At 66.2% G+C, this 23,550-nt stretch carries 20 protein-coding genes; 3 read left to right on the top strand and 17 right to left on the bottom strand.

Annotated elements, in window-relative coordinates:
• Positions 1-156: 156 nt before the first annotated feature.
• The 15 genes from rnhB to rpsB all read right to left on the bottom strand — a co-directional run bounded on the left by rnhB (position 157) and on the right by rpsB (position 14,997).
• Positions 157-810: a ribonuclease HII gene (rnhB, locus tag BBJ41_RS01885; RefSeq protein ID WP_069745075.1), complete on the bottom strand. Its 654-nt coding sequence runs from the start codon at positions 808-810 to the stop codon at positions 157-159.
• Entirely contained in the window at positions 807-1,976 is a 1,170-nt protein-coding gene (gene lpxB / locus BBJ41_RS01880; protein ID WP_069745074.1) for a lipid-A-disaccharide synthase, read from the bottom strand. The genes rnhB and lpxB overlap by 4 nt, the downstream gene beginning before the upstream one ends.
• A gap of 3 nt (positions 1,977-1,979) precedes the next feature.
• Complete coding sequence (gene lpxA, locus BBJ41_RS01875; protein ID WP_069745073.1) at positions 1,980-2,768, bottom strand: acyl-ACP--UDP-N-acetylglucosamine O-acyltransferase; 789 nt, start codon at positions 2,766-2,768, stop codon at positions 1,980-1,982.
• A gap of 58 nt (positions 2,769-2,826) precedes the next feature.
• The gene (gene fabZ, locus BBJ41_RS01870; RefSeq protein WP_006495559.1) at positions 2,827-3,294 is read right to left on the bottom strand and encodes a 3-hydroxyacyl-ACP dehydratase FabZ; all 468 of its coding nucleotides are present in this window, start codon (positions 3,292-3,294) and stop codon (positions 2,827-2,829) included.
• A gap of 129 nt (positions 3,295-3,423) precedes the next feature.
• A complete protein-coding gene (gene lpxD, locus BBJ41_RS01865) occupies positions 3,424-4,503 on the bottom strand; it encodes a UDP-3-O-(3-hydroxymyristoyl)glucosamine N-acyltransferase (RefSeq protein WP_069745072.1) in 1,080 nt (359 codons plus the stop codon).
• A gap of 16 nt (positions 4,504-4,519) precedes the next feature.
• On the bottom strand, positions 4,520-5,017 hold the full coding sequence (locus BBJ41_RS01860; protein ID WP_069745071.1) for an OmpH/Skp family outer membrane protein: 498 nt from the start codon (positions 5,015-5,017) through the stop codon (positions 4,520-4,522).
• A 64-nt stretch (positions 5,018-5,081) separates the two neighbouring features.
• Positions 5,082-7,391: an outer membrane protein assembly factor BamA gene (gene bamA / locus BBJ41_RS01855; RefSeq protein ID WP_069745070.1), complete on the bottom strand. Its 2,310-nt coding sequence runs from the start codon at positions 7,389-7,391 to the stop codon at positions 5,082-5,084.
• 61 nt (positions 7,392-7,452) lie between these two features.
• Positions 7,453-8,823, bottom strand: a complete 1,371-nt coding sequence (rseP, locus tag BBJ41_RS01850) for an RIP metalloprotease RseP (RefSeq protein WP_069745069.1) — start codon at positions 8,821-8,823, stop codon at positions 7,453-7,455.
• Positions 8,824-8,834: 11 nt separating this feature from the next.
• Positions 8,835-10,031, bottom strand: coding sequence for a 1-deoxy-D-xylulose-5-phosphate reductoisomerase (locus tag BBJ41_RS01845; protein ID WP_069745068.1), 1,197 nt, complete (start codon positions 10,029-10,031; stop codon positions 8,835-8,837).
• Between the two features lie 15 nt (positions 10,032-10,046).
• A complete protein-coding gene (locus BBJ41_RS01840) occupies positions 10,047-10,868 on the bottom strand; it encodes a phosphatidate cytidylyltransferase (RefSeq protein ID WP_069745067.1) in 822 nt (273 codons plus the stop codon).
• The gene (gene uppS, locus BBJ41_RS01835; RefSeq protein ID WP_069745066.1) at positions 10,862-11,644 is read right to left on the bottom strand and encodes a polyprenyl diphosphate synthase; all 783 of its coding nucleotides are present in this window, start codon (positions 11,642-11,644) and stop codon (positions 10,862-10,864) included. The genes BBJ41_RS01840 and uppS overlap by 7 nt, the downstream gene beginning before the upstream one ends.
• 47 nt (positions 11,645-11,691) lie before the next feature.
• Entirely contained in the window at positions 11,692-12,252 is a 561-nt protein-coding gene (gene frr, locus BBJ41_RS01830) for a ribosome recycling factor (protein WP_069745065.1), read from the bottom strand.
• A 90-nt stretch (positions 12,253-12,342) separates the two neighbouring features.
• Positions 12,343-13,056, bottom strand: coding sequence for a UMP kinase (gene pyrH, locus BBJ41_RS01825; RefSeq protein ID WP_006402648.1), 714 nt, complete (start codon positions 13,054-13,056; stop codon positions 12,343-12,345).
• Positions 13,057-13,212: 156 nt separating this feature from the next.
• A complete protein-coding gene (tsf, locus tag BBJ41_RS01820) occupies positions 13,213-14,094 on the bottom strand; it encodes a translation elongation factor Ts (protein ID WP_065500997.1) in 882 nt (293 codons plus the stop codon).
• Positions 14,095-14,256: 162 nt separating this feature from the next.
• Positions 14,257-14,997 carry a 30S ribosomal protein S2 gene (rpsB, locus tag BBJ41_RS01815; RefSeq protein ID WP_006752149.1) on the bottom strand — a complete coding sequence of 247 codons (741 nt, stop codon included), beginning with the start codon at positions 14,995-14,997 and terminating at the stop codon, positions 14,257-14,259.
• A 380-nt stretch (positions 14,998-15,377) separates the two neighbouring features.
• Between rpsB and map the strand changes: the two genes are divergently transcribed.
• Genes map through BBJ41_RS01800 form a run of 3 tightly spaced genes read left to right on the top strand, consistent with a single transcriptional unit; the run spans position 15,378 to position 20,746 of the window.
• Positions 15,378-16,193 (top strand): type I methionyl aminopeptidase, encoded by an 816-nt coding sequence (gene map / locus BBJ41_RS01810; protein WP_012328760.1) that lies wholly within the window; start codon positions 15,378-15,380, stop codon positions 16,191-16,193.
• A 55-nt stretch (positions 16,194-16,248) separates the two neighbouring features.
• Complete coding sequence (locus tag BBJ41_RS01805) at positions 16,249-18,825, top strand: [protein-PII] uridylyltransferase (RefSeq protein ID WP_069745064.1); 2,577 nt, start codon at positions 16,249-16,251, stop codon at positions 18,823-18,825.
• Between the two features lie 16 nt (positions 18,826-18,841).
• Positions 18,842-20,746: a pseudouridine synthase gene (locus BBJ41_RS01800; RefSeq protein WP_069745063.1), complete on the top strand. Its 1,905-nt coding sequence runs from the start codon at positions 18,842-18,844 to the stop codon at positions 20,744-20,746.
• A gap of 96 nt (positions 20,747-20,842) precedes the next feature.
• On the opposite strand, the gene def is transcribed toward BBJ41_RS01800, so the two are convergent.
• Together def and ligA are read right to left on the bottom strand one after the other, a co-directional pair.
• A complete protein-coding gene (gene def / locus BBJ41_RS01795; RefSeq protein WP_069745062.1) occupies positions 20,843-21,376 on the bottom strand; it encodes a peptide deformylase in 534 nt (177 codons plus the stop codon).
• Positions 21,373-23,448, bottom strand: coding sequence for an NAD-dependent DNA ligase LigA (ligA, locus tag BBJ41_RS01790; RefSeq protein WP_069745061.1), 2,076 nt, complete (start codon positions 23,446-23,448; stop codon positions 21,373-21,375). Before ligA ends, def begins: the two co-directional genes overlap by 4 nt.
• Between the last annotated feature and the right edge of the window lie 102 nt (positions 23,449-23,550).

The following is a 23,550-nucleotide window of genomic DNA, read 5'->3' as shown; positions in this document are numbered from 1 at the left end:
CGGCCGGCAAGGCACGTTCCCGTAACTAAAAAACTTTCCAGGGGCTGGCCGCCAGAAGGGCCGATCGCGGCGTCATGCTCCTTGCGAATACGCCAGGTATTCGCCGCGTCCCATTCCTTGCGCTCGGCCCTTCTGGCGGCCAGCGCAAGCCCGTTATTAGCGGGAACAGGCCCCAAGATCAAGTGCCGCGCGAACCGGCGCGAACGTACGCCGATGCGCTTCGCACGGGCCGTGCTCGCGCAGCGCGGCAAGGTGTTTCGCAGTGCCGTAGCCCGCATGCACGTTGAAGCCGTACACCGGGAAGCGTTCGTGCAGGTCGACGAGCATGCGGTCGCGCGTCACCTTCGCGAGGATCGACGCAGCCGAGATGCTCGGCACGAGCGCGTCGCCACTGACGATCGCCTCGGCGCGCACCGTCAGCGTCGGGCAGCGGTTGCCGTCGATCTGCGCGAGCGTAGGCAGAACCGACAGGCCCTCGACCGCCCGCTTCATCGCGAGCATCGTCGCGTGCAGGATGTTCAGCGTATCGATTTCATCGACGCTCGCCGACGCGACGCAATACGCGAGCGAACGCGCGACGATCAGCTCGTACAGCGCTTCGCGCTTCTTCGCGGACAACGCCTTCGAATCGTCGAGCCCGTCGATCGGCTGTGCAGGATCGAGGATCACCGCGGCGGCCACCACCGGCCCCGCGAGCGGGCCGCGCCCGGCCTCGTCGACGCCGCAGACGATCTCGTCGGGCCGGCTGAAATCGAAGCCGCCCTGCACGTCGGCCGACGCGCGGCGACGCGGTGTGCGTACTGCGGTCATGCGCGCCCCTTGCGTTGTTCAAGCACGCGCACGACCGCTTCGGCCGCCTTCGCGGCCGTGTTCTGCCGCAGCGAAAGATGCATTTCGGTAAAGATTTCGGTCAGCGTGCGGCGGTTCGCGTCGTCGCGCAACTGCGTGAGCGTCGCATCGGCGAGCGCCTCAGGCGTCGCGAAATGCTGCAGCAGTTCGGGCACGACGAAGCGCCCGGCCAGGATGTTCGGCAGGCCGACATACGGCAGGTAGCCCTGCCGCCGCATGATCTGCCCGGTCAGCCAGGGCACCTTGTACGAGATCACCATCGGCTTCTTCAGCAGCGCAGCTTCCAGCGTGACGGTGCCGCTCTTCACGAGGATCGCGTCGGCAGCCGTCATCGCAACCTGCGAGCGGCCGTCGGTGATCGTCAATGCGAGTTGCGGATGCGCGTCGACGAGCGGCTGCAGCAGCTCGCGCAGCGCGGGCGTCGCCGCCGGCATCACGAACCGCACGCCGGGTTCGCGCTGCTGCATCAGCGCCATTGCCGCGAAGAAGGTCGGGCCGATCAGCGCGATTTCCGAGCGCCGGCTGCCCGGCAGCACCGCGATCACCGGGCCATCGGCCGGCAGGCCGAGCGCGATGCGCGCGCCGTGCGTGTCGGGCTCGAGCGGGATTTCGTCGGCAAGCGGATGGCCGACGTAGGTCGACGCCACGCCGGCCTTGTCGAGAATCGCAGGCTCGAACGGGAACAGACACAGCATGTGGTCGACGGACTTCGCGATCTTCTTGATCCGGCCGCCACGCCATGCCCAGATCGACGGGCACACGAAGTGGATCGACGGGATGCCCGCGTCGCGCGCGGCCTGTTCGACGTTGAAGTTGAAGTCGGGCGCATCGACGCCGATGAACGCGTCCGGCCGCTCCGCGAGCAGTTGGCGCTTCAGTTCGCCGCGAATCCGCAGGATCTCGGGAATCTGGCCCAGCGCCTCGACATAGCCGCGCACGGTCAGCTTGTCCATCTGCCAGTGCGAGTCGAAGCCCTGCGCGATCATCCGCTGCCCGCCGATCCCGTAATACTGGGCGGATGCGGGCAGCCGCTCGCGCAAGCCGCCGAGCAGCGACGCCGCGAGCAGATCGCCTGACGGCTCGCCGGCCACCATCGCGAGCCGAAGCTGATTGGTCGGAAGCGGCATCGCTTAGCGGATGATGCCGCGCTGGGACGCGTCGATGAAATCGACGAACGCCTTGACCGCCGCGTCGCCCTCGCCGCCCGCTTCCGCCAGCTCACGCAGCTGCACCTTCGCCTCCTCGAACGACAGGCCGTTCTTGTACAGCAGGCGATACGCGCTGCGCAGCGCGGAAATTGCATCGGGCGAGAAGCCGCGCCGGCGCAGCCCTTCGACGTTGATCCCGTGCGGCTCGGCCTTGTTGCCCGCCGCGATCACGAACGGCGGAATATCCTGCACGAGCGCCGACGCGCCGCCCAGCATCGAGTGCGCGCCGATCCGCACGAACTGGTGAACGCCCGACATCCCGCCGACGATCGCCCAGTCGCCGATCTCGACGTGGCCGGCCATCTGCGCGTTGCTCGACAGGATCACGTGGTTGCCGACGCGGCAGTCGTGGCCGATGTGCACGTAGGCCATGATCCAGTTGTCGTCGCCGAGCGTCGTCACGCCGACGTCCTGCACGGTGCCCGTGTGGATCGTCGTGAATTCGCGGATCGTGTTGCGGTTGCCGATCACGAGCTTCGTCGGCTCGTCCTTGTACTTCATGTCCTGCGGACGACCGCCTACCGATGCGTAATGGCCGATCCGGTTGTCCTCGCCGAGCGTCGTATGGCCTTCGATCACGCTATGCGAGCCGATCGTCGTCCGCGCGCCGATCGTGACGTGCGGACCGACGACCGCATACGGGCCGATCTCGACCGATTCGTCGATCTGCGCGCCCGGTTCGACGATCGCGGTGGGATGAATCCTGGTCATGCGCCGTTGCCTCTCGATATGATGTGTCGCGTTGCGTTGCCCATGCGTGCCGCGTCGCTCAGGGCGCCGCGTCGGCCGTCTTGACCGTGCACATCAGTTCGGCTTCCGCCGCCACCTTGCCGTCCACTTCCGCCACCGCCTTGAATTTCCAGATGCCGCGGATGTAGCGTTCGAACGTCACGTTCAGAATCAGTTGATCGCCCGGCTCGACCACACGCTTGAAACGCGCCCCGTCGATCCCGACGAAGTAGTACAGCGTGTTTTCCGGATCCTTCGGCTGCTCTTCCGCGAAAGTCAGCAGCGCGGCCGCCTGAGCGAGCGCCTCGAGGATCAGCACGCCCGGCATCACGGGCCGCTTCGGGAAATGCCCCTGGAAGAACGGCTCGTTGATCGACACGTTCTTCAGCGCTTTGATTCCTTTGTGCGGCTCGAGTTCGAGCACGCGATCGACGAGCAGAATCGGGTAGCGATGCGGCAGCAGCGTGAGGATCTTGTGGATGTCGAGATTGATTTTTTCAGTGCTCATGATGGTTCGTCTCACGCAGAGGCTGCGCGGTGGTGATGCAAATGCTGAAGCGGGCCGCCGCGCGGCCCAGTCTGGCAAACCGGGCCGGTTGCGCTGGCCGTGCCCGGTTCGTGGTCTCGCATGGCGCGCTCAGGCGTCCGTGCCGCCCTGGGCGGCGAGCGCGACTTCGAGCGCCTTGATGCGCTCGCGCAGCTTGTCGAGGTTGCGCACGAGTGCGGCGCTCTTGTTCCATTCGCCGTGGTCGACGGCAGGGAACGCGCTCGTGTAGATGCCGGCCTTCGGCAGCGACTTCGACACACCCGATTTCGCGGTGATGATGACATAGTCGCCGAGCGTCACGTGGCCGGCGATCCCGGCCGCGCCGCCGATCATGCAGTGGCGGCCGATCGTCGTGCTGCCCGCGATGCCCGCACTGCCGGCGATCACCGTATAGGCGCCGATCCGGCAGTTGTGGCCGATCTGGACCTGGTTGTCGATCTTCACGCATTCCTCGATGACGGTATCCGCCATCGCGCCGCGATCGATCGTCGTATTCGCGCCGATCTCGACGTCCGGGCCGATCGACACGCCGCCGACCTGCGGAATCTTGACCCAGCTGCCGGTACGCGCATCGCCGTCGCCGACGAAATCCGGCGCGAAGCCGAAGCCGTCGGAGCCGATCACGGCGCCCGAATGGATGATCGCGCGCGGGCCGACCTTGCAGCCGTGGTACACCGATGCGTTCGGATACAGGTGCGAGCCCGCGCCGATCGTCGTGCCGCGGCCGACGAATACGTTCGCGTCGAGCTGCACGCCGTCCTCGATCACCGCGCCGGCCTCGACCGTCACGTGCGGGCCGATCACCGCGCTCGCGGCGACCTTCGCGGCCGGATCGATCGTCGCGCTCGGATGCACGCCGGCGGCGCGCAGCGGCGCGGCCAAGTCGATGAACATCTGCGCGACGCGCGCGAAGTACGCGTACGGATTCGGCGTCACGATGAAGTTGCGTCCGCTGGCGGCCGCGCCAAGCTTTTCCAGATCCTTCGGCGCGATCAGCACCGCGCCCGCGCGGGTCGACTCGACCTGCGACAGGTACTTCGGATTCGCGAGGAACGCGAGCTGCTGAGGGCCTGCCTGGTCGAGCGGTGCGAGCCCGCCCACCTTGCACTGTGCGTCGCCGGCGATCTCGCCGCCGAACCGCTTTACGAGTTCCTCAAGCGTCAATGCCATTCGTCGTCTGCTCCGTTCAGTTCGTCGAGCCGGACGCGAGCGCCTTGAGCACCTTGTCGGTGATGTCGATGCGCGGGCTGACGTACACGGCTTCCTGCACGATCAGGTCGTAATTCTGCTGCTCGGCGATCTGCTTGATGACCTTGTTCGCCCGCTCGAGCACAGCCGCCAGCTCCTCGTTGCGACGCTGGTTCAGGTCTTCGCGGAACTCGCGCTGCTTGCGCTGGAAGTCGGTATCGAGCTGGGCGAGATCGCGCTGCTTCTGCGCGCGGTCGGCCGCCGACAGCGACGGGCCGTTCTTGTCCAGCGAATCGGACATCGACTTCAGGCGCGCCGCCAGGTCCTGCAGATCCTTGTCGCGCTTCGCGAACTCGGCTTCGAGCTTCGTCTGCGCCGCCTTCGCGGGCACCGACTCGCGCAGGATCCGATCCGAATTGACCGCCGCGATGCGGGCGACGTCCTGTGCGTGTGCCGTCGCCGCGCCCAAGGCCAGCGCAACGGTCAGCGCGCACATCACTCGTTTCGAAAACTTACCGGTTAGCAAAATTACCCTCTCGTTGCTGTTGTCATGCGTTCGGTCAGAACGCCGTCCCGATCTGGAACTGGAATTTCTGGTACTGGTCGCCTTCGTGCTTCTGCAGCGGGAAACCGAGGCTCAGCTTCAGCGGGCCGATCGGCGAGATCCACGCGAGACCCACGCCATAGCCGTAACGCAGGCCGTTGGCGCCCGTACTCGTGCCGCCCGGTGCGTTGCCCCACACGTTACCGCCGTCGAGGAACGTGAACACGCGCAGCGTGCGGTCATAGCCCGTACCCGGCAGCGGGAACGTCAGCTCGATGTTGCCGACCACCATCTTCGAACCGCCGATCGGGTCGTTCGTCTTCGTGTCGCGCGGGCCCAGCGAGCTCGGCTCGTAGCCACGCACGGAGCCGATACCGCCCGCGTAGTAGTTCTTGAAGATCGGGTACGGGTTGCCGATACCGTTACCGTAGCCGCCCTGCAGGTTCATGCCCAGGATGAAGCCGCGCGAGAACGAGTAGTAATACTGGGCCTGCAAATCAGCCTTGTAGTACTGGATCTTGCCGACCGGTACGCCGTACTCCATGTTCGCCTGCGTGAAGTACCCGCGGCTCGGGATCAGCGCACTGTCACGCGCATCGCGCGACCAAGCGATGGTCAGCGGCACCGTGTTCGACACGCGGCCGAACTGGTTCACGTAATCCTGGTAGCTCTGCGGCGTGTTCGAATCGACGTCGAGGCGGTTCTGCTCGAAGCCCGCGCCGAAGTAGACGGTGTCGACTTCCGAGAACGGGATGCCGAACTTCAGGTTGCCGCCCGCGCTGATGATCCGGAAGCTCGAGCTCGTCGAATAGTAGAGCGGCTGGTACGTACGGTAGTAGACGTCCGTGATCCGCTTGATGCCGTCGACCGTGAAGTACGGGTCGACCTGCGTGACGGTCAGCGTACGGTAGCTCTTCGCGGTGTTGACGTTCACCGACAGGCTGGTACCCGAACCGAACACGTTGTCCTGCGACACGCCGGCCGACAGCACGACCTTGTCCGTCGACGAGAAGCCCGCGCCCAGCGTGATCGCGCCGGTCGGCTTTTCGTCGACCTTCACGTTCACGTCGACCTGGTCGTTCGTGCCTTCGACCGGCACCGTGGTCACGTCGACGTTGGTGAAGTAGCCGAGACGGTTCACGCGGTCCTTCGACAGCGCGAGGCGGTTCGAGTCGAACCACGAGCTTTCGAGCTGGCGCATTTCGCGGCGCACCACTTCGTCGCGCGTGCGCGTGTTGCCGACGACGTTGATGCGGCGCACGTACACGCGGCGGCTCGGATCGACGACGAGGTTCAGGTTTACCTTGTGGTTCGCCTGGTCGATGTCCGGCTGCGCGTTGACGGTCGCGAATGCGTAACCGTACTCGCCGAGCTTGTCGACGATCGACTTGGTGGTTTGCTGCAGCTTTTCAGCCGAGAAGCGGTCGCCCGCCTTGATCTTGATCAGCTTGTTCAGTTCGGCTTCGCGGTCGAGCAGATTGCCCGACAGCTTGATGCCCGAGATCGTGTACGGCTCGCCTTCGTGCAGCGTGACCGTCAGGTACATGTCCTTCTTGTCCGGCGAGATCGACACCTGGGTCGAGTCGATGTTGAACTCGAGGTAGCCGCGGTTCAGGTAGTACGAGCGCACGGCCTCGAGGTCGCCCGTCAGCTTTTCCTTCGAGTACAGGTCGTTCTTCGTGTACCAGGAGAACCAGTTCGGCGTCGACAGCTGCATCTCGTCGCGCAGCGTGCTCGTCTTGAATGCCTTGTTGCCGATGAAGTTGATCTGGCGGATCTTCGCGCTCGGGCCTTCGGCCACCGCGAACAGGATCGACACGCGGTTCGCGTCGACCGGCGTGACCGTCGTCTTGACCTCGGCCGCGTAGAAGCCGCGCGTGAGGTACTGGCGCTTGAGCTCCTGCTCCGCCTTGTCGACCAGCGCCTTGTCGTAGTAGCGGCCGTCGGCGAGACCGACTGCGCGCAGCGCCTTCGTCAGGTTGTCCTTGTCGAATTCCTTCGTGCCGGTGAAGTCGATCGACGCGATGGCCGGACGCTCCTGCACCTGCACGATGACGACGTTGCCCTGCGTGGCGATGCGCACGTCGTTGAAAAAGCCCGTCGCGTACAACGCGCGGATTGCTTCGGATGCCTTGTCGTCCGTGAAGGTATCGCCCTGCTTGATCGGCAGATATGCGAACACCGAACCCGCTTCGACGCGCTGCAGCCCCTCGATCTTGATGTCTTGCACCACGAACGGTGCCGCTGCATGCGCCGCGAGGCCGTGAGCGGCGAGCGCGGCCGCTGCAACTGTCTTAGGTACAAAGCGATGAGGTTTGAACAACATGCATCCCCAATATTTAGCTGCATCAAATCGGGCGGCTGCCCAGTGGCCGCCGCCTGACGCTTCAGAAATGGATTAACCGAGCCAGATCGTTGAACAGCGCGATCGCCGACAACGCGACGATGCAGATCAACCCGGCTCTTTGCAGAATCAGCTGCCAGCGCTCCGAGACGGCTTTCCCGGTCGCGGCTTCAACCGCATAATATAACAGATGCCCCCCGTCCAAAACGGGAATCGGCAACAAGTTCAGGACGCCAAGGCTAATGCTGACAAGGGCGAGGAACGACAGGAACGCCGACGGACCGAGCCGCGCGCTCTTGCCCGCGTAGTCCGCTATCGTCACGGGGCCGGAGAGGTTCTTCAGCGATGCGTTGCCCGTAATCATCCGTCCGAACATCCGCAGCGAGTACACCGAGATGTCCCACGTGCGGTGCGCGCCGAGCCGCAGGCTCTCGATCGGCCCGTAGCGCACGTCGACGGACGGCGCGTGCATCGACAGCGCCGCGCCGATGCGGCCGACCTGCTGCCCGGACTCGTCGTCGCGCTGCATCTGCGGCACGATCGGCACCGTCTGTGCAGCGCCGCTGCGCTCGATCTGCAGGTCGAGCGCCTTGCCCGCATGATGTTTCACCGTATCGATGAAGCGCGATGCGCCGCCGATCGGCTTGCCGTCGAGCGCGACCAGCTTGTCGCCGGCCTTCAGGCCCGCCTGCTCCGCCGCACTGCCGGGCTGCACCGACGCGACCGACAGCGTGCCGCCGCCGGTCTCGAAGCCAAGATGCGCCATGAAATCGTCGTCGAGCTGACTTTCGGGAACATTGCGGAGGTCGACGCGGAAATCGAACGTCGTGTTGCCGTCGCGTGCACCGAGCACGATCTCGCGATGATCGAAAGCGGCCGACAACAGCTTCCAGCGCAGGTCCGACCACGAGCGCACCGGATCCGATTCGCCGCCCTGCGCATCGCGCAACGACACGATCGTCTCGTTGCCGTCGAAGCCCGCGCGGGCCGCCACCGTGCCGGCGGCCGGCGGCGCGACGATCGCGGCCGGCTCGGTCACGCCGGTGGCAAATACGATGGAAAACAGCGCGATTGCCAACAGGAAGTTCGCAATCGGCCCGGCCGCGACGATCGCGATCCGCTTGTAGACCGATTGCCGGTTGAACGCCTGCCCGAGTTCCTCCGGCTTGATGCCGGGGCCCGGATCGCGCTCGTCGAGCATCTTCACGTACCCGCCGAGCGGCAGCACGGACAGCGTCCACTCGGTGCCCGTCCTGCGGCTGACCCAGCGCGCGACGGGCTGGCCGAAGCCGATCGAGAAACGCAGCACCTTCACGCCGCACCAGCGCGCGACGCGATAATGTCCGTACTCATGCACGACGACCAGCACCCCGATCGCCACCGCAAACGCGATCAGTTCGACCAGCACGTTCATGAGCACCTCATTCAGACAGTACGCTCCACGCGTGGCGCAGGCGCTTTCGCAATGATCGCGGCGGCGAGGCGGCGTGCCTCGGCATCCGCCGCCAGGACGTCGTCGAGCCCGTCGGGCGCGCGGTTCGGCAATGCGTTGAGCACTGCGTCGACCGTCGCCGCGATCGCCATGAAGCCGATCCGGCGCTCGAGAAACGCTTCGACTGCAACCTCGTTCGCCGCGTTCAATGCGGTGCTCGCGATACCGCCTTCGTCAAGCGTCTTCAGCGCGAGCGCGAGACACGGGAAACGCGCGTAATCGGGCTTTTCGAACGACAACTGGGCGATCTGCGCGAGGTCGAGCTGGTCGACGCCCGCATCGACGCGATCGGGGAATGCGAGCGCGTGCGCGATCGGCGTGCGCATGTCGGGGTTGCCGAGCTGCGCGAGCACCGAGCCGTCGCGGTACGACACGAGCGAGTGGATCACGCTCTGCGGATGGATCAGCACATCGATCCGGTCGCCCGGCAGCCCGAAGATCCAGTGTGCCTCGATCACCTCGAGGCCCTTGTTCATCATCGTCGCGGAATCGACCGAGATCTTGCGGCCCATCACCCAGTTCGGGTGCTTGCACGCCTCGTCCGGCGTCACGTTGACGAGCGTGGCCGGCTCGCGCGTGCGGAACGGGCCGCCCGATGCGGTCAGGATGATCTTCGAGATCCCGCCGTGCTCCGCCGCATCACGCGGCATGCACTGGAAAATCGCGTTGTGTTCGCTGTCGACCGGCAGCAGGATCGCGCCATGGTCGCGCACGGCATCCATGAAGATCGCGCCCGACATCACGAGCGCTTCCTTGTTCGCGAGCAGGATCCGCTTGCCGGCGCGCGCGGCCGCGAGGCTCGGCGCCAGGCCGGCAGCGCCGACGATCGCCGCGACCACCGTGTCGCAGCCGTCGCTCTTCGATACGTCGACGAGCGCCTGCGGCCCGTGCAGCACGGTCGTCTTGCTGCCTGCCGCGCGCAGTTTCGCGTCGACGTGCGCGGCCGTCGCGGCATCGCCGACCACCGCCACTTCGGGCGCAAAGCGCAGGCACTGCTCGACGAGCTTGTCGCCGTTGCGATGCGCGGTCAGCGCGTAGACCGAGAAGCGTTCGGGGTGGCGCGCGACCACATCGAGCGTGCTGTCTCCGATCGAGCCCGTGGAACCGAGCAATGTCAGACGTTTTTGCATAACAGAATTAGTGGTTTAACCAAGCAGCAGCATCGCGAGCGGCAGCACCGGCAGCAGCGCGTCGACACGGTCGAGCACGCCGCCATGGCCGGGCAGCAGTCCGCTCGAATCCTTCACGCCCGCCTGCCGCTTCAGCAGCGACTCGAACAGGTCGCCGATCACGCTGTATGCGACCAGCAGCGTCAGCGCAGCCCACGCGCCGGGCATCCCGTAGCGCGCGGCAAATGCGGAAAACAGGGTCGGCTCGAACGCATGCGCCGCCATCGCGACGCCGGCGACGACCATCACCGTGAGCCAGCCGCCGATCGCGCCTTCCCAGCTCTTCCCGGGACTGATCGTGATGGCCAGTTTACGCTTTCCGAAGGCCTTGCCCGCGAAGTATGCGCCGATATCGGCCAGCCAGACGACCAGAAGCAGCGACAGCACGAACGGCACGCCCTGCGCACGCGCCGCGACGAGCGCATGCCAGCAGGCCGCAAATACCACGAGACCGGCCGCCAGCAGGAACGGCCGCCACACGCCGCCCGCGAGTTCGGGCTTGCGCCGCAGCGTAAACGGGCCGACCAGCAGCCAGAACACACCGGCTGCCATGAAAAGGGGACGGGACGAAACCGCATCGATGCCGAGCGGCGTGGTCGCCGCCAGCGCGAGCGCTGCGACGACCGCATAGATGACCGGACCGGCGCCGCCGAGCTTCAGCAGGCGCGCCCACTCCCACGCGGCGAACACGAGTACGGCGCCGATCAGCGCGCCGAACGCGGCCAGCGGCGCGAACAGCGTCACCGGCAGCAGCACTGCCAGCATCACGATCGCCGTGATCACACGGGTTTTCAGCATGAAAGGGAGTCGGCGTTCTGCGATTGCGGTTCGAGCTGCGCGCTCGTGCGCCCGAACCGGCGCTCGCGCTCGGTATACGACGCCATCGCGTCGGCCAGCGCCGCGCCGTCGAAATCCGGCCAGTATTTGTCGGTGAAATAGAATTCGGCGTACGCGAGCTGCCACAGCAGGAAGTTGCTGACGCGCTGCTCGCCGCCCGTACGGATGAAAAGATCGGGCTCCGGCGCATAGGCCATCGCCAGGTGCGGCGCGAATGCGTCCTCGGTCACTTCGACCTCGCGACCCTCGCGCACGGCCTGCTCGACGAGCTTCTTCGTCGCCTGCAGGATGTCCCACCGCCCGCCGTAGTTGGCGGCGATGGTCAGCGTAAGACGGGTGTTGCGCGCCGTCTTGGTTTCGGCGCGGCGAATCAGTTCGCGGATGCGCGGCTCGAAACGGTCGAGATCGCCGACGACACGCAGGCGGATCCCGTTCGCATGCAGCTTGCCGACCTCGCGCTCGAGCGCGGTGATGAACAGCCGCATCAGGAACGACACTTCGTCGGTCGGCCGACGCCAGTTTTCCGAACTGAACGCGAACAGCGTCAGGTATTCGACGCCGGCGCGCGCGCAGCCTTCGACCACCGACCGCACGGCATCGACGCCGCGGGTATGCCCCGCGACGCGCGGCAAGCGGCGTTCGGTTGCCCAGCGGCCATTGCCGTCCATGATGATCGCGATGTGACGCGGCACGACGCCGACGTCAGGCACGCGAACGGTAGAGCTTGTATAGGTCATGGCCGTTGAGACAGTTTCGGGAAGAAGGCGGCGCGCGAGGACGGTCGTCAGACCGTCATGATCTCGGCTTCCTTGGTCTGCACGAGCTTGTCGATTTCGGCGACGTGCTTGTCGGTCAGCTTCTGCACGTCGTCGCTCGCACGGCGCTCGTCGTCTTCCGAGATTTCCTTGTCCTTCACGAGCTTCTTGAGCGCTTCGTTCGCGTCGCGGCGCAGGTTGCGGATCGCGACCTTGGCCGTTTCGCCTTCGCTCTTGACGACCTTGGTCAGCTCGCGGCGGCGCTCTTCCGTCAGCGCGGGCATCGGCACGCGGATCAGGTCGCCGGTCGTTGCCGGGTTCAGGCCCAGATCGGCTTCACGAATGGCCTTCTCGACCTTTGCGACCATCGGCTTTTCCCACGGCTGCACGCCGATCGTGCGTGCGTCGACGAGCGTCAGGTTGGCAACCTGCGAGATCGGCACCATCGAACCGTAGTAGTCGACCTGCACGTGATCGAGCATGCCGGTGTGTGCACGGCCCGTGCGGATCTTCGCCAGATCGCTCTTGAATGCATCGATCGAGCGCTGCATCTTCTGCTCGACGCCCTTCTTGGTATCAGCGACACTCATTTCAACCTCCGAACCTTCAAACCTTCAAAAAACGCGGGCCCTGCCCGGCGCGCCTCTCGCACCAGAGCCGATGCCCGCATCCGCGGGAGTTTACACGTGGACGAGCGTACCTTCGTCCTCGCCCAGCACGATGCGCTTGAGCGCGCCCGGCTTGTTGATCGAAAACACGCGAATCGGCAGCTTCTGGTCGCGGCACAGCGCAAAGGCCGTCGCGTCCATCACCTGCAGGTTGCGGCTGATCGCCTCGTCGAAGCTGATCGTCGTGTAGCGCGTGGCCGACGGATCCTTCTTCGGATCGGCAGAATATACGCCATCGACCTTGGTCGCCTTCAGCACGACCTCGGCGCCCACTTCCGAACCGCGCAGCGCGGCGGCGGTATCCGTCGTGAAGAACGGGTTGCCCGTGCCGGCCGCGAAGATCACGACGCGGCCTTCCTCGAGCTGGCGGATCGCGCGCGGCCGGATGTACGGCTCGACGACCTGGTCCATCCGCAGCGCGGACTGCACACGCGCCTCGATGCCGGCGTGGCGCATCGCGTCCTGCAGCGCCAGCGCGTTCATCATCGTCGCGAGCATCCCCATGTAGTCGGCGGTCGCACGGTCCATGCCGGCTGCGCCACCCGCGACACCACGGAAAATATTACCGCCACCGATCACAACCGCAAGCTGCGTACCGAGACGCACGACTTCGGCGATATCGGCCACCATCCGTTCGATCGTCGCGCGATTGATGCCGAAGGCATCGTCGCCCATCAGCGCTTCGCCGGAGAGTTTGAGGAGGACGCGTTTATAGGCATTGGACATAGGGGCTTCCGAGCGACGAGAGGATGACAACCACGAACTGTAGGGGCGAAATACTGATTCGGGCAAGCGCCGACGGTCGGACCGGGTTTCCCGGCCGGCCGGCGGCGGCGCCGACCGCGGCGGAGCGGACGCCCGCCGCGGATACTGCCTGACTGCTTACTGCTGCTTTGCTGCTGCGACTTGCGCGGCCACTTCGGCGGCGAAGTCGTCCTGGCGCTTCTCGATGCCTTCGCCAACGACGAACAGCGCGAACTTCTGCACTGCGGAATCCGCCGCCTTCAGCATCTGCTCGATCGTCTGCTTGTCGTTCTTAACGAACGTCTGGTTCAGCAGCGACACTTCCTTCAGGTACTTCTGGACGCTGCCATCGACCATCTTCGCGACGATCTCGGCCGGCTTGCCCGATTCAGCAGCCTTCTGCTCGGCCACGCGGCGTTCCGTTTCGATCAGCTCTGCCGGCACGTCGGCCGACGACAGCGCGACCGGCTTCATTGCCGCGATGTGCATCGCGACGTCCTTGCCGACCTGCTCTTCCGCGCCCGTGTACTCGACGATCACGCCGATACGCGCGCCGTGCAGGTACGTGGCGATCTTGTTCGCGGTTTCGAAACGGACGAAACGGCGGATCGACACGTTCTCGCCGATCTTGCCGATCAGTTCCAGACGCACTGCGTCGACCGTCTTGCCGTCGAGCGGCAGCGCCGACAGCGCAGCCACGTCGGCCGGGTTCTGCGTTGCAACGAGTTCGGCGACCGTCTTCGAGAATGCGAGGAAGTCGTCGTTCTTCGCGACGAAGTCGGTTTCGCAGTTCAGTTCGACCAGCGCGCCTGCGTTGCCGCCGACGAACGATGCGACGACGCCTTCGGCCGTCACGCGCGATGCCGCCTTGCTCGCCTTGTTGCCGAGCTTGACGCGCAGGAGTTCTTCAGCCTTGGCCAGATCGCCGTCGGCTTCCGTCAGCGCCTTCTTGCACTCCATCATCGGTGCGTCGGTCTTTGCGCGCAGTTCTGCCACCATGCTTGCGGTAATTGCCGCCATCATTCGCTCCTTGAGTCTGTATTCACAACGCCGCCCGCTTGGACGCGAACGGCCGAAAATCGTTTCCGGACCCGCGCCGATTCGGCGCGATCAGGTCCGGCGCACAAGCTTAAAAAAAGGGGGCCTGTTGAGAGCCCCCTTTTTGCGCCGGCTCGGGGCCAGTTACGCGTTTTCCTCGACGTACTCGTCGTCGCCACGCGCCGCCTGGACCACTTCGTTGACCGCATTCGCACGGCCTTCGAGGATCGCGTCGGCCACGCCTTCAGCGTACAGCGCGACTGCCTTGCTCGAGTCGTCGTTACCCGGGATCACGTAATCCACACCTTCCGGCGAGTGGTTCGTATCGACCACGGCGATGACCGGCACGCCCAGCTTGTTCGCTTCGGTGACGGCAATCTTGTGGTAGCCGACGTCGACGACGAAGATCGCGTCCGGAATGCCGCCCATGTCCTTCACGCCGCCGATCGACTTCTGCAGCTTGGCGATTTCACGTTCGAACAGCAGCGCTTCCTTCTTGCTCATCTTTTCGAGCTCGCCTGCCTCGACTGCCGCCTCCATGTCCTTCAGGCGCTTGATCGAAACCTTCAGCGTCTTGAAGTTGGTCATCATGCCGCCGAGCCAGCGTGCGTTGACGAACGGCATGCCCGCGCGCTGCGCTTCCTGGGCGATCGTGTCACGCGACTGACGCTTCGTGCCGACGAACAGGATCGTGCCGCGGTTCGCTGCCAGCTGGCGCACGTACTTCTGTGCGTCCGTGAACATCGGCAGCGTCTTTTCGAGGTTGATGATGTGAATCTTGTTGCGGTGACCGAAAATGAACGGAGCCATCTTCGGGTTCCAGAAGCGCGTCTGGTGACCGAAGTGGACACCCGCTTCCAGCATTTGGCGCATCGTAACTGCCATGTAAATTCTCCACGAGGGTTGGGTCTTAAGCCGGCCGCCGTACCGCCGCGCGAACCTGCCCCGAAGGGCATCGGATTTCGCGCGGCCGGCACCCTGGTTGCGCCGGCTTGCGATTCGACACGTGCAAAACGCCCGTGCCGTAAGCCTTTCACCGCGATGCCGCCCCAAGATGGGGAACAACGGCAAAATCGGATATCGACTTAGCCAAAGAGTATAGCACGCCGATTTGTCCGCTCTCAAGTCGCTCGCCACTTTCGCTTGCCGTGCGGCAGCGGGCCGGACAATCCGCGAAAACCCGCATCCGCGCCGCCGGCAGGGGCTGCGATGCCCGCCATAAGGTGCGATAATCCGTCAATTCACCGCATTCCAGGCATACCTCGATGGCTATTACGCTCAAAAACGAACACGATATCGCGGAGATGCGCGTCGCCTGCCGTCTCGCGAGCGAAGTGCTCGACTTCATCACGCCGCACGTCGTCGCGGGCGTCACCACCGCCGAACTCGATCGCCTCTGCCACGAGTTCATGCTCAACGAGCAGGGTACGATCCCCGCGCCGCTGAACTACCAGCCGCCCGGCTATCCGCCTTACCCGAAGGCCACCTGCATCTCGGTCAACGACGTGATCTGCCACGGCATTCCCGGCGAGAAGGTGATCAAGAACGGCGATGCACTGAACATCGACATCACCGTGATCAAGAACGGCTACTTCGGCGACACGAGCCGGATGTTCATCGTCGGCGAAGGCTCGATCCTCGCGAAGCGCCTCGTGCAGACCACCTACGAATGCATGTGGCTGGGCATCGACCAGGTCAAGCCCGGCGCGCACCTCGGCGACATCGGCTACGCGATCCAGAAGCACGCGGAAGCGCAAGGCTACAGCGTCGTGCGCGAATACTGCGGCCACGGCATCGGCACGGTGTTCCACGAGGATCCGCAAGTCGTCCACTACGGCCGTCCGGGCACCGGCATCGAACTGAAGGCCGGGATGATCTTCACGATCGAGCCGATGATCAACGCCGGCAAGCGCGACATCCGCACGATGCCCGACCAGTGGACGGTCAAGACGCGCGACCGCAGCCTGTCCGCGCAGTGGGAGCACACCGTGCTCGTCACCGAAACCGGCTACGAAGTGCTGACCGTGTCGGCCGGCACGCCGGCGCGCCCCGTGTTCGCGCAACCGGCCGCCGCGGTCTGAGCGCCGTCGCGCCAGCCCGCCCTCCCTGCCCGCCCCCTGACCCGAACGGCCGCCCATGAGCGCTCACGCAGCCCCCTCGCCCGAAGCGCTGTCGCGGCGCGCCGAATTCAAGGCCGCCAAGGCCGCGATGCTCGAGCGCTTTCGCAGCGCGACGAACGTCGCGTCGCTGATGCATGCGTTGTCGAAGCTCACCGACGATGCACTGAAGCGCGTGTGGGACGAATGCGGGCTGCCCGCGACGCTCGCGCTGGTCGCCGTCGGCGGCTACGGGCGCGGCGAGCTCGCCCCTCATTCCGACGTCGACATCCTCGTGCTGCTGCCCGATGCGCACGATCCGGCGCTCGATCCGCGCATCGAGCGCTTCATCGGGATGGCGTGGGATCTCGGCCTCGAGATCGGCAGCAGCGTGCGCACCGTCGCGCAATGCATCGAGGAGGCGTCGCAGGACGTCACGGTGCAGACTTCCCTGCTGGAAGCGCGCCGCATCGTCGGCAGCACCGCGCTGTTCGAGCGCTTCACGGTGCGCTACCACGAAGCGCTCGACGCACGCGCGTTCTTCACCGCGAAGGTGCTCGAGATGCGCCAGCGCCACGCGAAGTTCCAGGACACGCCGTACAGCCTCGAACCCAACGTGAAGGAAAGCCCCGGCGGGCTGCGCGACCTGCAGACCATTCTGTGGATCGCGCGCGCGGCGGGCTTCGGCAGCAGTTGGCGCGAGCTCGACACGCGCGGGCTCATCACCGATCGCGAAGCGCGCGAGCTGCGCCGTAACGAGGGCTTCCTGAAGACGCTGCGCGCACGGCTGCACGTGATCGCCGGCCGCCGCCAGGACATGCTCGTGTTCGACCTGCAGACGCAGGCCGCCGAGAGCTTCGGCTACCAGCCCACGCAGGCCAAGCGCGCGAGCGAGCAGCTGATGCGTCGTTATTACTGGGCCGCGAAAGCCGTCACGCAGCTCGCGACGATCCTGATCCAGAACATCGAGGCGCAACTCTTCCCCGCGACGAGCGGCATCACGCGCGTGCTGTCGCCCGATCGTTTCGTCGAGAAACAGGGGATGCTCGAGATCGTCGACGACGGCGTGTTCGAGCGCCATCCCGACGCGATCCTCGAAGCGTTCCTGCTGTACGAGACGACCCGCGGCGTGAAGGGCCTGTCTGCACGCACGCTGCGCGCGCTGTACAACTCGCGCGAAATCATGAACAACGCGTGGCGCCGCGATCCGCAGAATCGCCGCACGTTCATGCTGATCCTGCAGCAGCCCGAAGGCATCACGCACGCGTTCCGGCTGATGAACCAGACGAGCGTGCTCGGCCGCTACCTGCTGAATTTCCGCCGCATCGTCGGCCAGATGCAGCACGACCTGTACCACGTGTACACGGTCGACCAGCACATCCTGATGGTGTTGCGCAACATCCGCCGCTTCGCGGTCGCCGAGCATGCGCACGAGTACCCGTTCTGCAGCCAGTTGATCGGCAACTTCGAGCGCCCGTGGGTGCTGTACGTCGCGGCGCTGTTCCACGACATCGCGAAGGGCCGCGGCGGCGATCACTCGACGCTCGGGATGACCGACGCGCGGCGCTTCTGCCGCGAACACGGGATCGCCGGCGACGACGCGGCGCTGATCGTGTGGCTCGTCCAGCATCACCTGACGATGAGCCAGGTCGCGCAGAAGCAGGACACGAGCGACCCCGAAGTCATCAAGCGCTTCGCCGAACTCGTCGGCAACGAACGGCGTCTCACCGCGCTCTACCTGCTGACCGTCGCCGATATCCGCGGCACGAGCCCGAAGGTGTGGAATACGTGGAAGGGCAAGCTGCTCGAGGATCTCTACCGCATCACGCTCGCGGTGCTCGGCGGCGCGAACCCCGACGCGCATTCGGAACTGAAGTCGCGGCAGGAACAGGCTCTCGCGCTGCTGCGTCTCGAGACCGTACCCGACGATGCGCACCGCGCGCTGTGGGATCAACTCGACATCGGTTTCTTCCTGCGCCACGATGCGGCCGACATCGCCTGGCAGACGCGTGTGCTGTACTGGCACGTGAACGCCGAAACCGCAATCGTGCGCGCACGGCCGTCGCCGATCGGCGACGCGCTGCAAGTGCTCGTGTACGTGAAGGACCGCCCCGACCTGTTCGCGGGCATCTGCGCGTATTTCGACCGCAACGGGCTGTCGGTGCTCGATGCGCGCGTCAGCACGACGCGGCACGGCTATGCGCTCGACAACTTCATCGTCACGCAGACCGAGCGCGACGTGCGATACCGCGACATCGCGAATCTCGTCGAGCAGCAGCTCGCGACGCGGCTCGCCGAAACGGCGCCGCTGCCGGAACCGTCCAAGGGCCGCCTGTCGCGGCTGTCGCGGACGTTTCCGATCACGCCGCGCGTCGACCTGCGGGCCGACGAGCGCGGCCAGTACTACATCCTGTCCGTGTCCGCCAACGACCGGCCGGGCCTTCTCTATTCGATCGCGCGCGTGCTCGCCGAGCATCGGATCGGCGTCCATGCGGCGCGGATCAATACACTCGGCGAACGCGTCGAGGACATCTTCCTGCTCGCGGGCGCCGGCTTGTCCGACAACCGCCTGCAGATCCAGCTCGAAACCGAATTGCTGCGCGCGATCGCAGTCTGAATGAATCCCAGCGTTTATGCGCACCAAACTAACCGTCAAGAATCCGAAGCCGGCGTCGCCGACCCGCGCCCCTGTCCGCTCCGGCAGCCTCGTTGCCCGCAAGGCGGTGCGCCCCGCAGTGCCGCCCGCGGGAGACAAGCCGGCTCGCCCGAAGAAGGCGGCCCCGGCTGCAGCCGGCGAGCGCGCGTTCAAGCCGCGTGGCGCCGCGGGCGCAGAGCGCCCGGGTGCGGATCGTGCAACGGCCAAGCGTGCGCCGCGCGACGGCGGTGCCGAACGCAGCTATCGCGGCGCTGAAGGCAAGCCGGCCGGCGACCGCCGGACGTCGTCCGACCGCCCGCCCCGTCGCGATGACGATTCACGGCCGCGCCGCGCAGGCGCTGAAGGCGGCCCGCGTGCGCCTTATCGCGACAAGGCAACCGGTGAAGGTCCGAAGCGCAGCTTCGGCGATCGCCCGCCACGTCGCAGCGACGATGATTCACGACCGCGCCGTGCAGGTGCCGAAGGCGGCCCGCGCGCGCCCTATCGCGACAAGGCAGCTGGCGAAGGCCCGAAGCGCAGCTTCGGCGATCGCCCGCCGCGTCGCGATGACGATTCGCGTCCGCGCCGCGCAGGCGCTGAAGGCGGCCCGCGCACACCCTATCGCGACAAGGCAGCTGGCGAAGGCCCGAAGCGCAGCTTCGGCGATCGCCCGCCGCGCCGCGATGACGATTCGCGACCGCGCCGTGCCGGCGCCGAAGGCAGCCCGCGCGCGCCCTATCGCGACAAGGCAGCTGGCGAAGGCCCGAAGCGCAGCTTCGGCGATCGCCCACCTCGCCGTGATGACGATTCGCGACCGCGCCGCGCAGGCGCCGAAGGCGGCCCGCGTGCCCCCTACCGCGACAAGGCAACCGGTGAAGCTCCGAAGCGCAGCTTCGGCGACCGTCCGGCGCGCCGCAGCGATGACGATGCACGTCCGCGCCGCGCAGGCGCCGACGAAGGCAAGCGCGCCCCGTATCGCGACAAGGCAACCAGCGAAGGCCCGAAGCGCAGCTTCGGCGACCGCCCGGCGCGCCCTGCACGCGACGGTGAGCGCGGCAGCACCGAGCGCCGCTCGCCAGGCGCGGGCCTGAAGGCCGCTCAACCCGTCAAGCGCCGCGCTGCCGACATCGACCACGGCGACGAAACGGGCCTGATGCGCCTGTCGAAGCGGATGTCCGAACTCGGCCTGTGCTCGCGCCGCGAAGCCGACGAATGGATCGAAAAGGGCTGGGTGCTCGTCGACGGCGAACGCATCGACACGCTCGGCACCAAGGTGCGCCCCGACCAGCGCATCGAGATCGACGAGCGCGCGAGCGCCGCGCAGGCCGCACAGGTGACGATCCTGCTGCACAAGCCGGTCGGCTATGTATCGGGTCAGGCGGAAGACGGCTACGAGCCCGCAGCCGCGCTGATCACGCGCGACAACCACTGGCGCGGCGACCATTCGTCGCTGCGCTTCTCGCCGCAGCACCTGCATGCGCTCGCACCGGCCGGCCGGCTCGACATCGATTCGACCGGCATGCTCGTGCTGACGCAGAACGGCCGGATCGCCAAGCAGCTGATCGGCGAGCAGTCGGACATCGACAAGGAGTACCTGGTGCGCGTCCGCTTCGGCGAACGGCTGCTCGACATCGACCAGCACTTCCCCGCGGAATCGCTCGCGAAGCTGCGCCACGGCCTCGAACTCGACGGCGTTGCGCTGAAGCCCGCGATGGTGAGCTGGCAGAACGGCGAGCAGTTGCGCTTCGTGCTGCGCGAAGGCAAGAAGCGTCAGATTCGCCGCATGTGCGAGCTGGTCGGCCTCGAAGTGATCGGCCTGAAGCGCGTGCGCATGGGCCGGGTGATGCTCGGCGCACTGCCGCAGGGGCAATGGCGTTATCTCTCGGCCGACGAGACGTTCTGATCGCGGGCACGCCACGTGCCGCCACGCAACGAAAAAGCCCGCGCAAGCGGGCTTTTTTTATGTCCTGCAGACGGCGCGAAACGGCACGCCTGCCGATCAATCGTCGGCGGCCGGATCGAGCCCCGGGAACAGCACTTCGGTAAAGCCGAAACGCGTGAAGTCGGTGATCCGCATCGGGTACAGCTTGCCGATCAGGTGATCGTATTCATGCTGGACGACGCGCGCGTGAAAACCGTCGGCGACGCGATCGATCTTCGCGCCGAACTGGTCGAAGCCGCTGTAGCGCACCTTCGCGTAGCGGCTGACGACGCCGCGCATGCCCGGCACCGACAGGCAGCCTTCCCAGCCCTCTTCCATGTCCGGCGGCATGTACTCGATCTTCGGGTTGATCAGCACAGTCTCGGGCACGGGCGGCGCATCCGGGTAGCGGTTGTTGTTGCCGAAGCCGAAGATGATGATCTGCAGGTCGATGCCGACCTGCGGCGCAGCAAGGCCAGCGCCGTTCGCGTGGTGCATCGTCTCGAACATGTCCGCGACGATCTCGTGCAGCTCGGGTGTATCGAACCGCTCGACCGGTTTGGCGACTTCGAGCAGGCGCGGATCGCCCATCTTCAGGATCTCGCGAATCATGGCGTATTGCCCTCCAGGAGTTGGTGCAGACCGTCTTCGTCCAGCACGGGGATGCCGAGTTCCTCGGCCTTCGCGAGCTTGCTGCCGGCTTCGGCGCCCGCGACCACGTAATCCGTCTTCTTCGATACCGAACCGGCCACTTTAGCACCGGCCGCTTCGAGCATTTCCTTCGCCGCCTCGCGCGTGAGGGTCGGCAGCGTGCCCGTCAGCACGACCGTCTTGCCGGCCAGCACGCCCTGCGGCGCCTTCGGCGCGGGCGGCCCTTCCGTCCACGTGACCTTGCCCGGCGCGCGCAACTGCTCGATCACGGTCCGGTTGTGCTCTTCCGCGAAGAACTGGTGCAGCGACTCGGCGACGATCGGCCCGACGTCGTTGACTTCGAGCAGCTCCTCGATAGACGCGTCCATGATCGGCGTCAGCGAGCCGAAATGCTTCGCGAGATCCTTCGCGGTCGACTCGCCGACATGGCGGATGCCGAGCCCGTAGATGAAGCGCGCGAGCGTCGTGTGCTTCGCCTTTTCGAGCGAGTCGAGCAGGTTCTGTGCGGATTTCTCGGCGAAGCGGTCGAGCTCGGCGAGCGTCGCGAAACCGAGATTGAACAGGTCGGCCGGCGTGCGCACGAGATTCAATTCGACGAGCTGGTCGATGATCTTCTCGCCGAGCCCGTCGATGTCGAGTGCGCGACGCTGCGCGAAGTGCCACAGCGCCTGCTTGCGCTGCGCCGGGCAGAACAGGCCGCCGGTGCAGCGCGCGATCGCCTCGTCAGGCAGGCGCTCGATCTTCGAGCCGCATACCGGGCATTCGGTCGGCATCACGAACTCGGCCGCATCGTCCGGGCGCCGGTCGAGCAGCGCGCCGACGACCTCCGGAATCACGTCGCCCGCGCGTCGCACGATCACGGTGTCGCCGATCCGGATGTCCTTGCGGCGGACTTCGTCCTCGTTGTGCAGCGTCGCGTTGGTCACGGTCGCGCCGCCGACGAACACGGGCTCGAGGCGCGCGACCGGCGTGATCGCGCCGGTGCGGCCGACCTGCACGTCGATCGCGACGAGCTTGGTCAGCGCTTCCTGCGCGGGGAACTTGTGCGCAAGCGCGAAGCGCGGCGCGCGCGACACGAAGCCGAGGCGCTCCTGCTCGTCGCGCCGGTTGACCTTGTAGACGACGCCGTCGATGTCGTACGGCAGCGACTCGCGCTTCTCGCCGACCTTGCGGAAGAATTCGAGCAAGCCGTCGGCGCCATGCACGACCGCGCGCTCGCGGTTCACGGGCAGGCCGAACGACTCGTACCAGTCGAGCAGCGCGCTGTGCGTCTCGGGCATCGGCGCCCCGTCGAGCACGCCGATTCCGTACGCGAAGAACGACAGCGGACGTTGCGCGGTGATCTTCGAGTCAAGCTGGCGCAGGCTGCCGGCAGCCGCGTTGCGCGGATTCGCGAATTCGCGCTGCTCGGCCTCACGCTGACGTTCGTTCAGGCGCGCAAAATCGCGCTTGAACATCAGCACCTCGCCGCGCACGTCGAGCACGGCCGGCACGTTCGCGCCTTTCAGCTTCAACGGGATCGAGCGGATCGTGCGCACGTTCGCGGTCACGTCCTCGCCGGTCGTGCCGTCGCCGCGCGTCGACGCCTGCACGAATACGCCGCGCTCGTAGCGCAGCGAGATCGCGAGACCATCGAACTTCAGTTCGCACGCGTATTCGACGGGCTCCGTCACCGAGCCGGCGAGATCGGTCGTCTTGTCGAGTGCGTCGGCGACGCGCTTGTCGAACGCGACGATGTCCTCGTCGGCGAAACCGTTGTTCAGCGACAGCATCGGCGCATCGTGGACGACCGGCGTGAAGCCGCCCGCGGCTTCGCCGCCGACGCGCTGCGTCGGCGAATCGGGCGTCACGAGTTCGGGATGGTCGGTTTCGAGCTGCTGCAGCTCGCGAAACAGCCGGTCGTATTCGGCGTCGGGCAGATCCGGCTGGTCGAGCACGTAGTAGGCGTAGTTCGCCCGCTCGAGTTGGTCGCGCAGCCACGCGGCGCGCGCGTCGGGCTGGCTGGCTGGCGGTTCGGCTTGGGTTCGGGCCATGCTGGCGGCAGATTCGTTCTGAAAAAATCGGATGCCCGATTATCTCAGTTTGACGCCGTGGCGGGGCGTGCAATACACGCCGGGAAAGCGTGCTGCAGCGCA

This window comes from Burkholderia stabilis (genome assembly GCF_001742165.1).
GTDB classification, from domain to species: Bacteria; Pseudomonadota; Gammaproteobacteria; order Burkholderiales; family Burkholderiaceae; genus Burkholderia; species Burkholderia stabilis.
This window is presented reverse-complemented; position numbering and strand designations above follow the sequence as displayed.

What these genes read in the sequence shown, in the direction of transcription:
- rnhB (WP_069745075.1), bottom strand. Translation starts at nt 810, where the DNA reads ATGACCGCAGTACGCACACCGCGTCGCCGCGCGTCGGCCGACGTGCAG.
- lpxB (WP_069745074.1), bottom strand. Translation starts at nt 1,976, where the DNA reads ATGCCGCTTCCGACCAATCAGCTTCGGCTCGCGATGGTGGCCGGCGAG.
- lpxA (WP_069745073.1), bottom strand. Translation starts at nt 2,768, where the DNA reads ATGACCAGGATTCATCCCACCGCGATCGTCGAACCGGGCGCGCAGATC.
- fabZ (WP_006495559.1), bottom strand. Translation starts at nt 3,294, where the DNA reads ATGAGCACTGAAAAAATCAATCTCGACATCCACAAGATCCTCACGCTG.
- lpxD (WP_069745072.1), bottom strand. Translation starts at nt 4,503, where the DNA reads ATGGCATTGACGCTTGAGGAACTCGTAAAGCGGTTCGGCGGCGAGATC.
- BBJ41_RS01860 (WP_069745071.1), bottom strand. Translation starts at nt 5,017, where the DNA reads ATGTGCGCGCTGACCGTTGCGCTGGCCTTGGGCGCGGCGACGGCACAC.
- bamA (WP_069745070.1), bottom strand. Translation starts at nt 7,391, where the DNA reads ATGTTGTTCAAACCTCATCGCTTTGTACCTAAGACAGTTGCAGCGGCC.
- rseP (WP_069745069.1), bottom strand. Translation starts at nt 8,823, where the DNA reads ATGAACGTGCTGGTCGAACTGATCGCGTTTGCGGTGGCGATCGGGGTG.
- BBJ41_RS01845 (WP_069745068.1), bottom strand. Translation starts at nt 10,031, where the DNA reads ATGCAAAAACGTCTGACATTGCTCGGTTCCACGGGCTCGATCGGAGAC.
- BBJ41_RS01840 (WP_069745067.1), bottom strand. Translation starts at nt 10,868, where the DNA reads ATGCTGAAAACCCGTGTGATCACGGCGATCGTGATGCTGGCAGTGCTG.
- uppS (WP_069745066.1), bottom strand. Translation starts at nt 11,644, where the DNA reads ATGACCTATACAAGCTCTACCGTTCGCGTGCCTGACGTCGGCGTCGTG.
- frr (WP_069745065.1), bottom strand. Translation starts at nt 12,252, where the DNA reads ATGAGTGTCGCTGATACCAAGAAGGGCGTCGAGCAGAAGATGCAGCGC.
- pyrH (WP_006402648.1), bottom strand. Translation starts at nt 13,056, where the DNA reads ATGTCCAATGCCTATAAACGCGTCCTCCTCAAACTCTCCGGCGAAGCG.
- tsf (WP_065500997.1), bottom strand. Translation starts at nt 14,094, where the DNA reads ATGGCGGCAATTACCGCAAGCATGGTGGCAGAACTGCGCGCAAAGACC.
- rpsB (WP_006752149.1), bottom strand. Translation starts at nt 14,997, where the DNA reads ATGGCAGTTACGATGCGCCAAATGCTGGAAGCGGGTGTCCACTTCGGT.
- map (WP_012328760.1), top strand. Translation starts at nt 15,378, where the DNA reads ATGGCTATTACGCTCAAAAACGAACACGATATCGCGGAGATGCGCGTC.
- BBJ41_RS01805 (WP_069745064.1), top strand. Translation starts at nt 16,249, where the DNA reads ATGAGCGCTCACGCAGCCCCCTCGCCCGAAGCGCTGTCGCGGCGCGCC.
- BBJ41_RS01800 (WP_069745063.1), top strand. Translation starts at nt 18,842, where the DNA reads ATGCGCACCAAACTAACCGTCAAGAATCCGAAGCCGGCGTCGCCGACC.
- def (WP_069745062.1), bottom strand. Translation starts at nt 21,376, where the DNA reads ATGATTCGCGAGATCCTGAAGATGGGCGATCCGCGCCTGCTCGAAGTC.
- ligA (WP_069745061.1), bottom strand. Translation starts at nt 23,448, where the DNA reads ATGGCCCGAACCCAAGCCGAACCGCCAGCCAGCCAGCCCGACGCGCGC.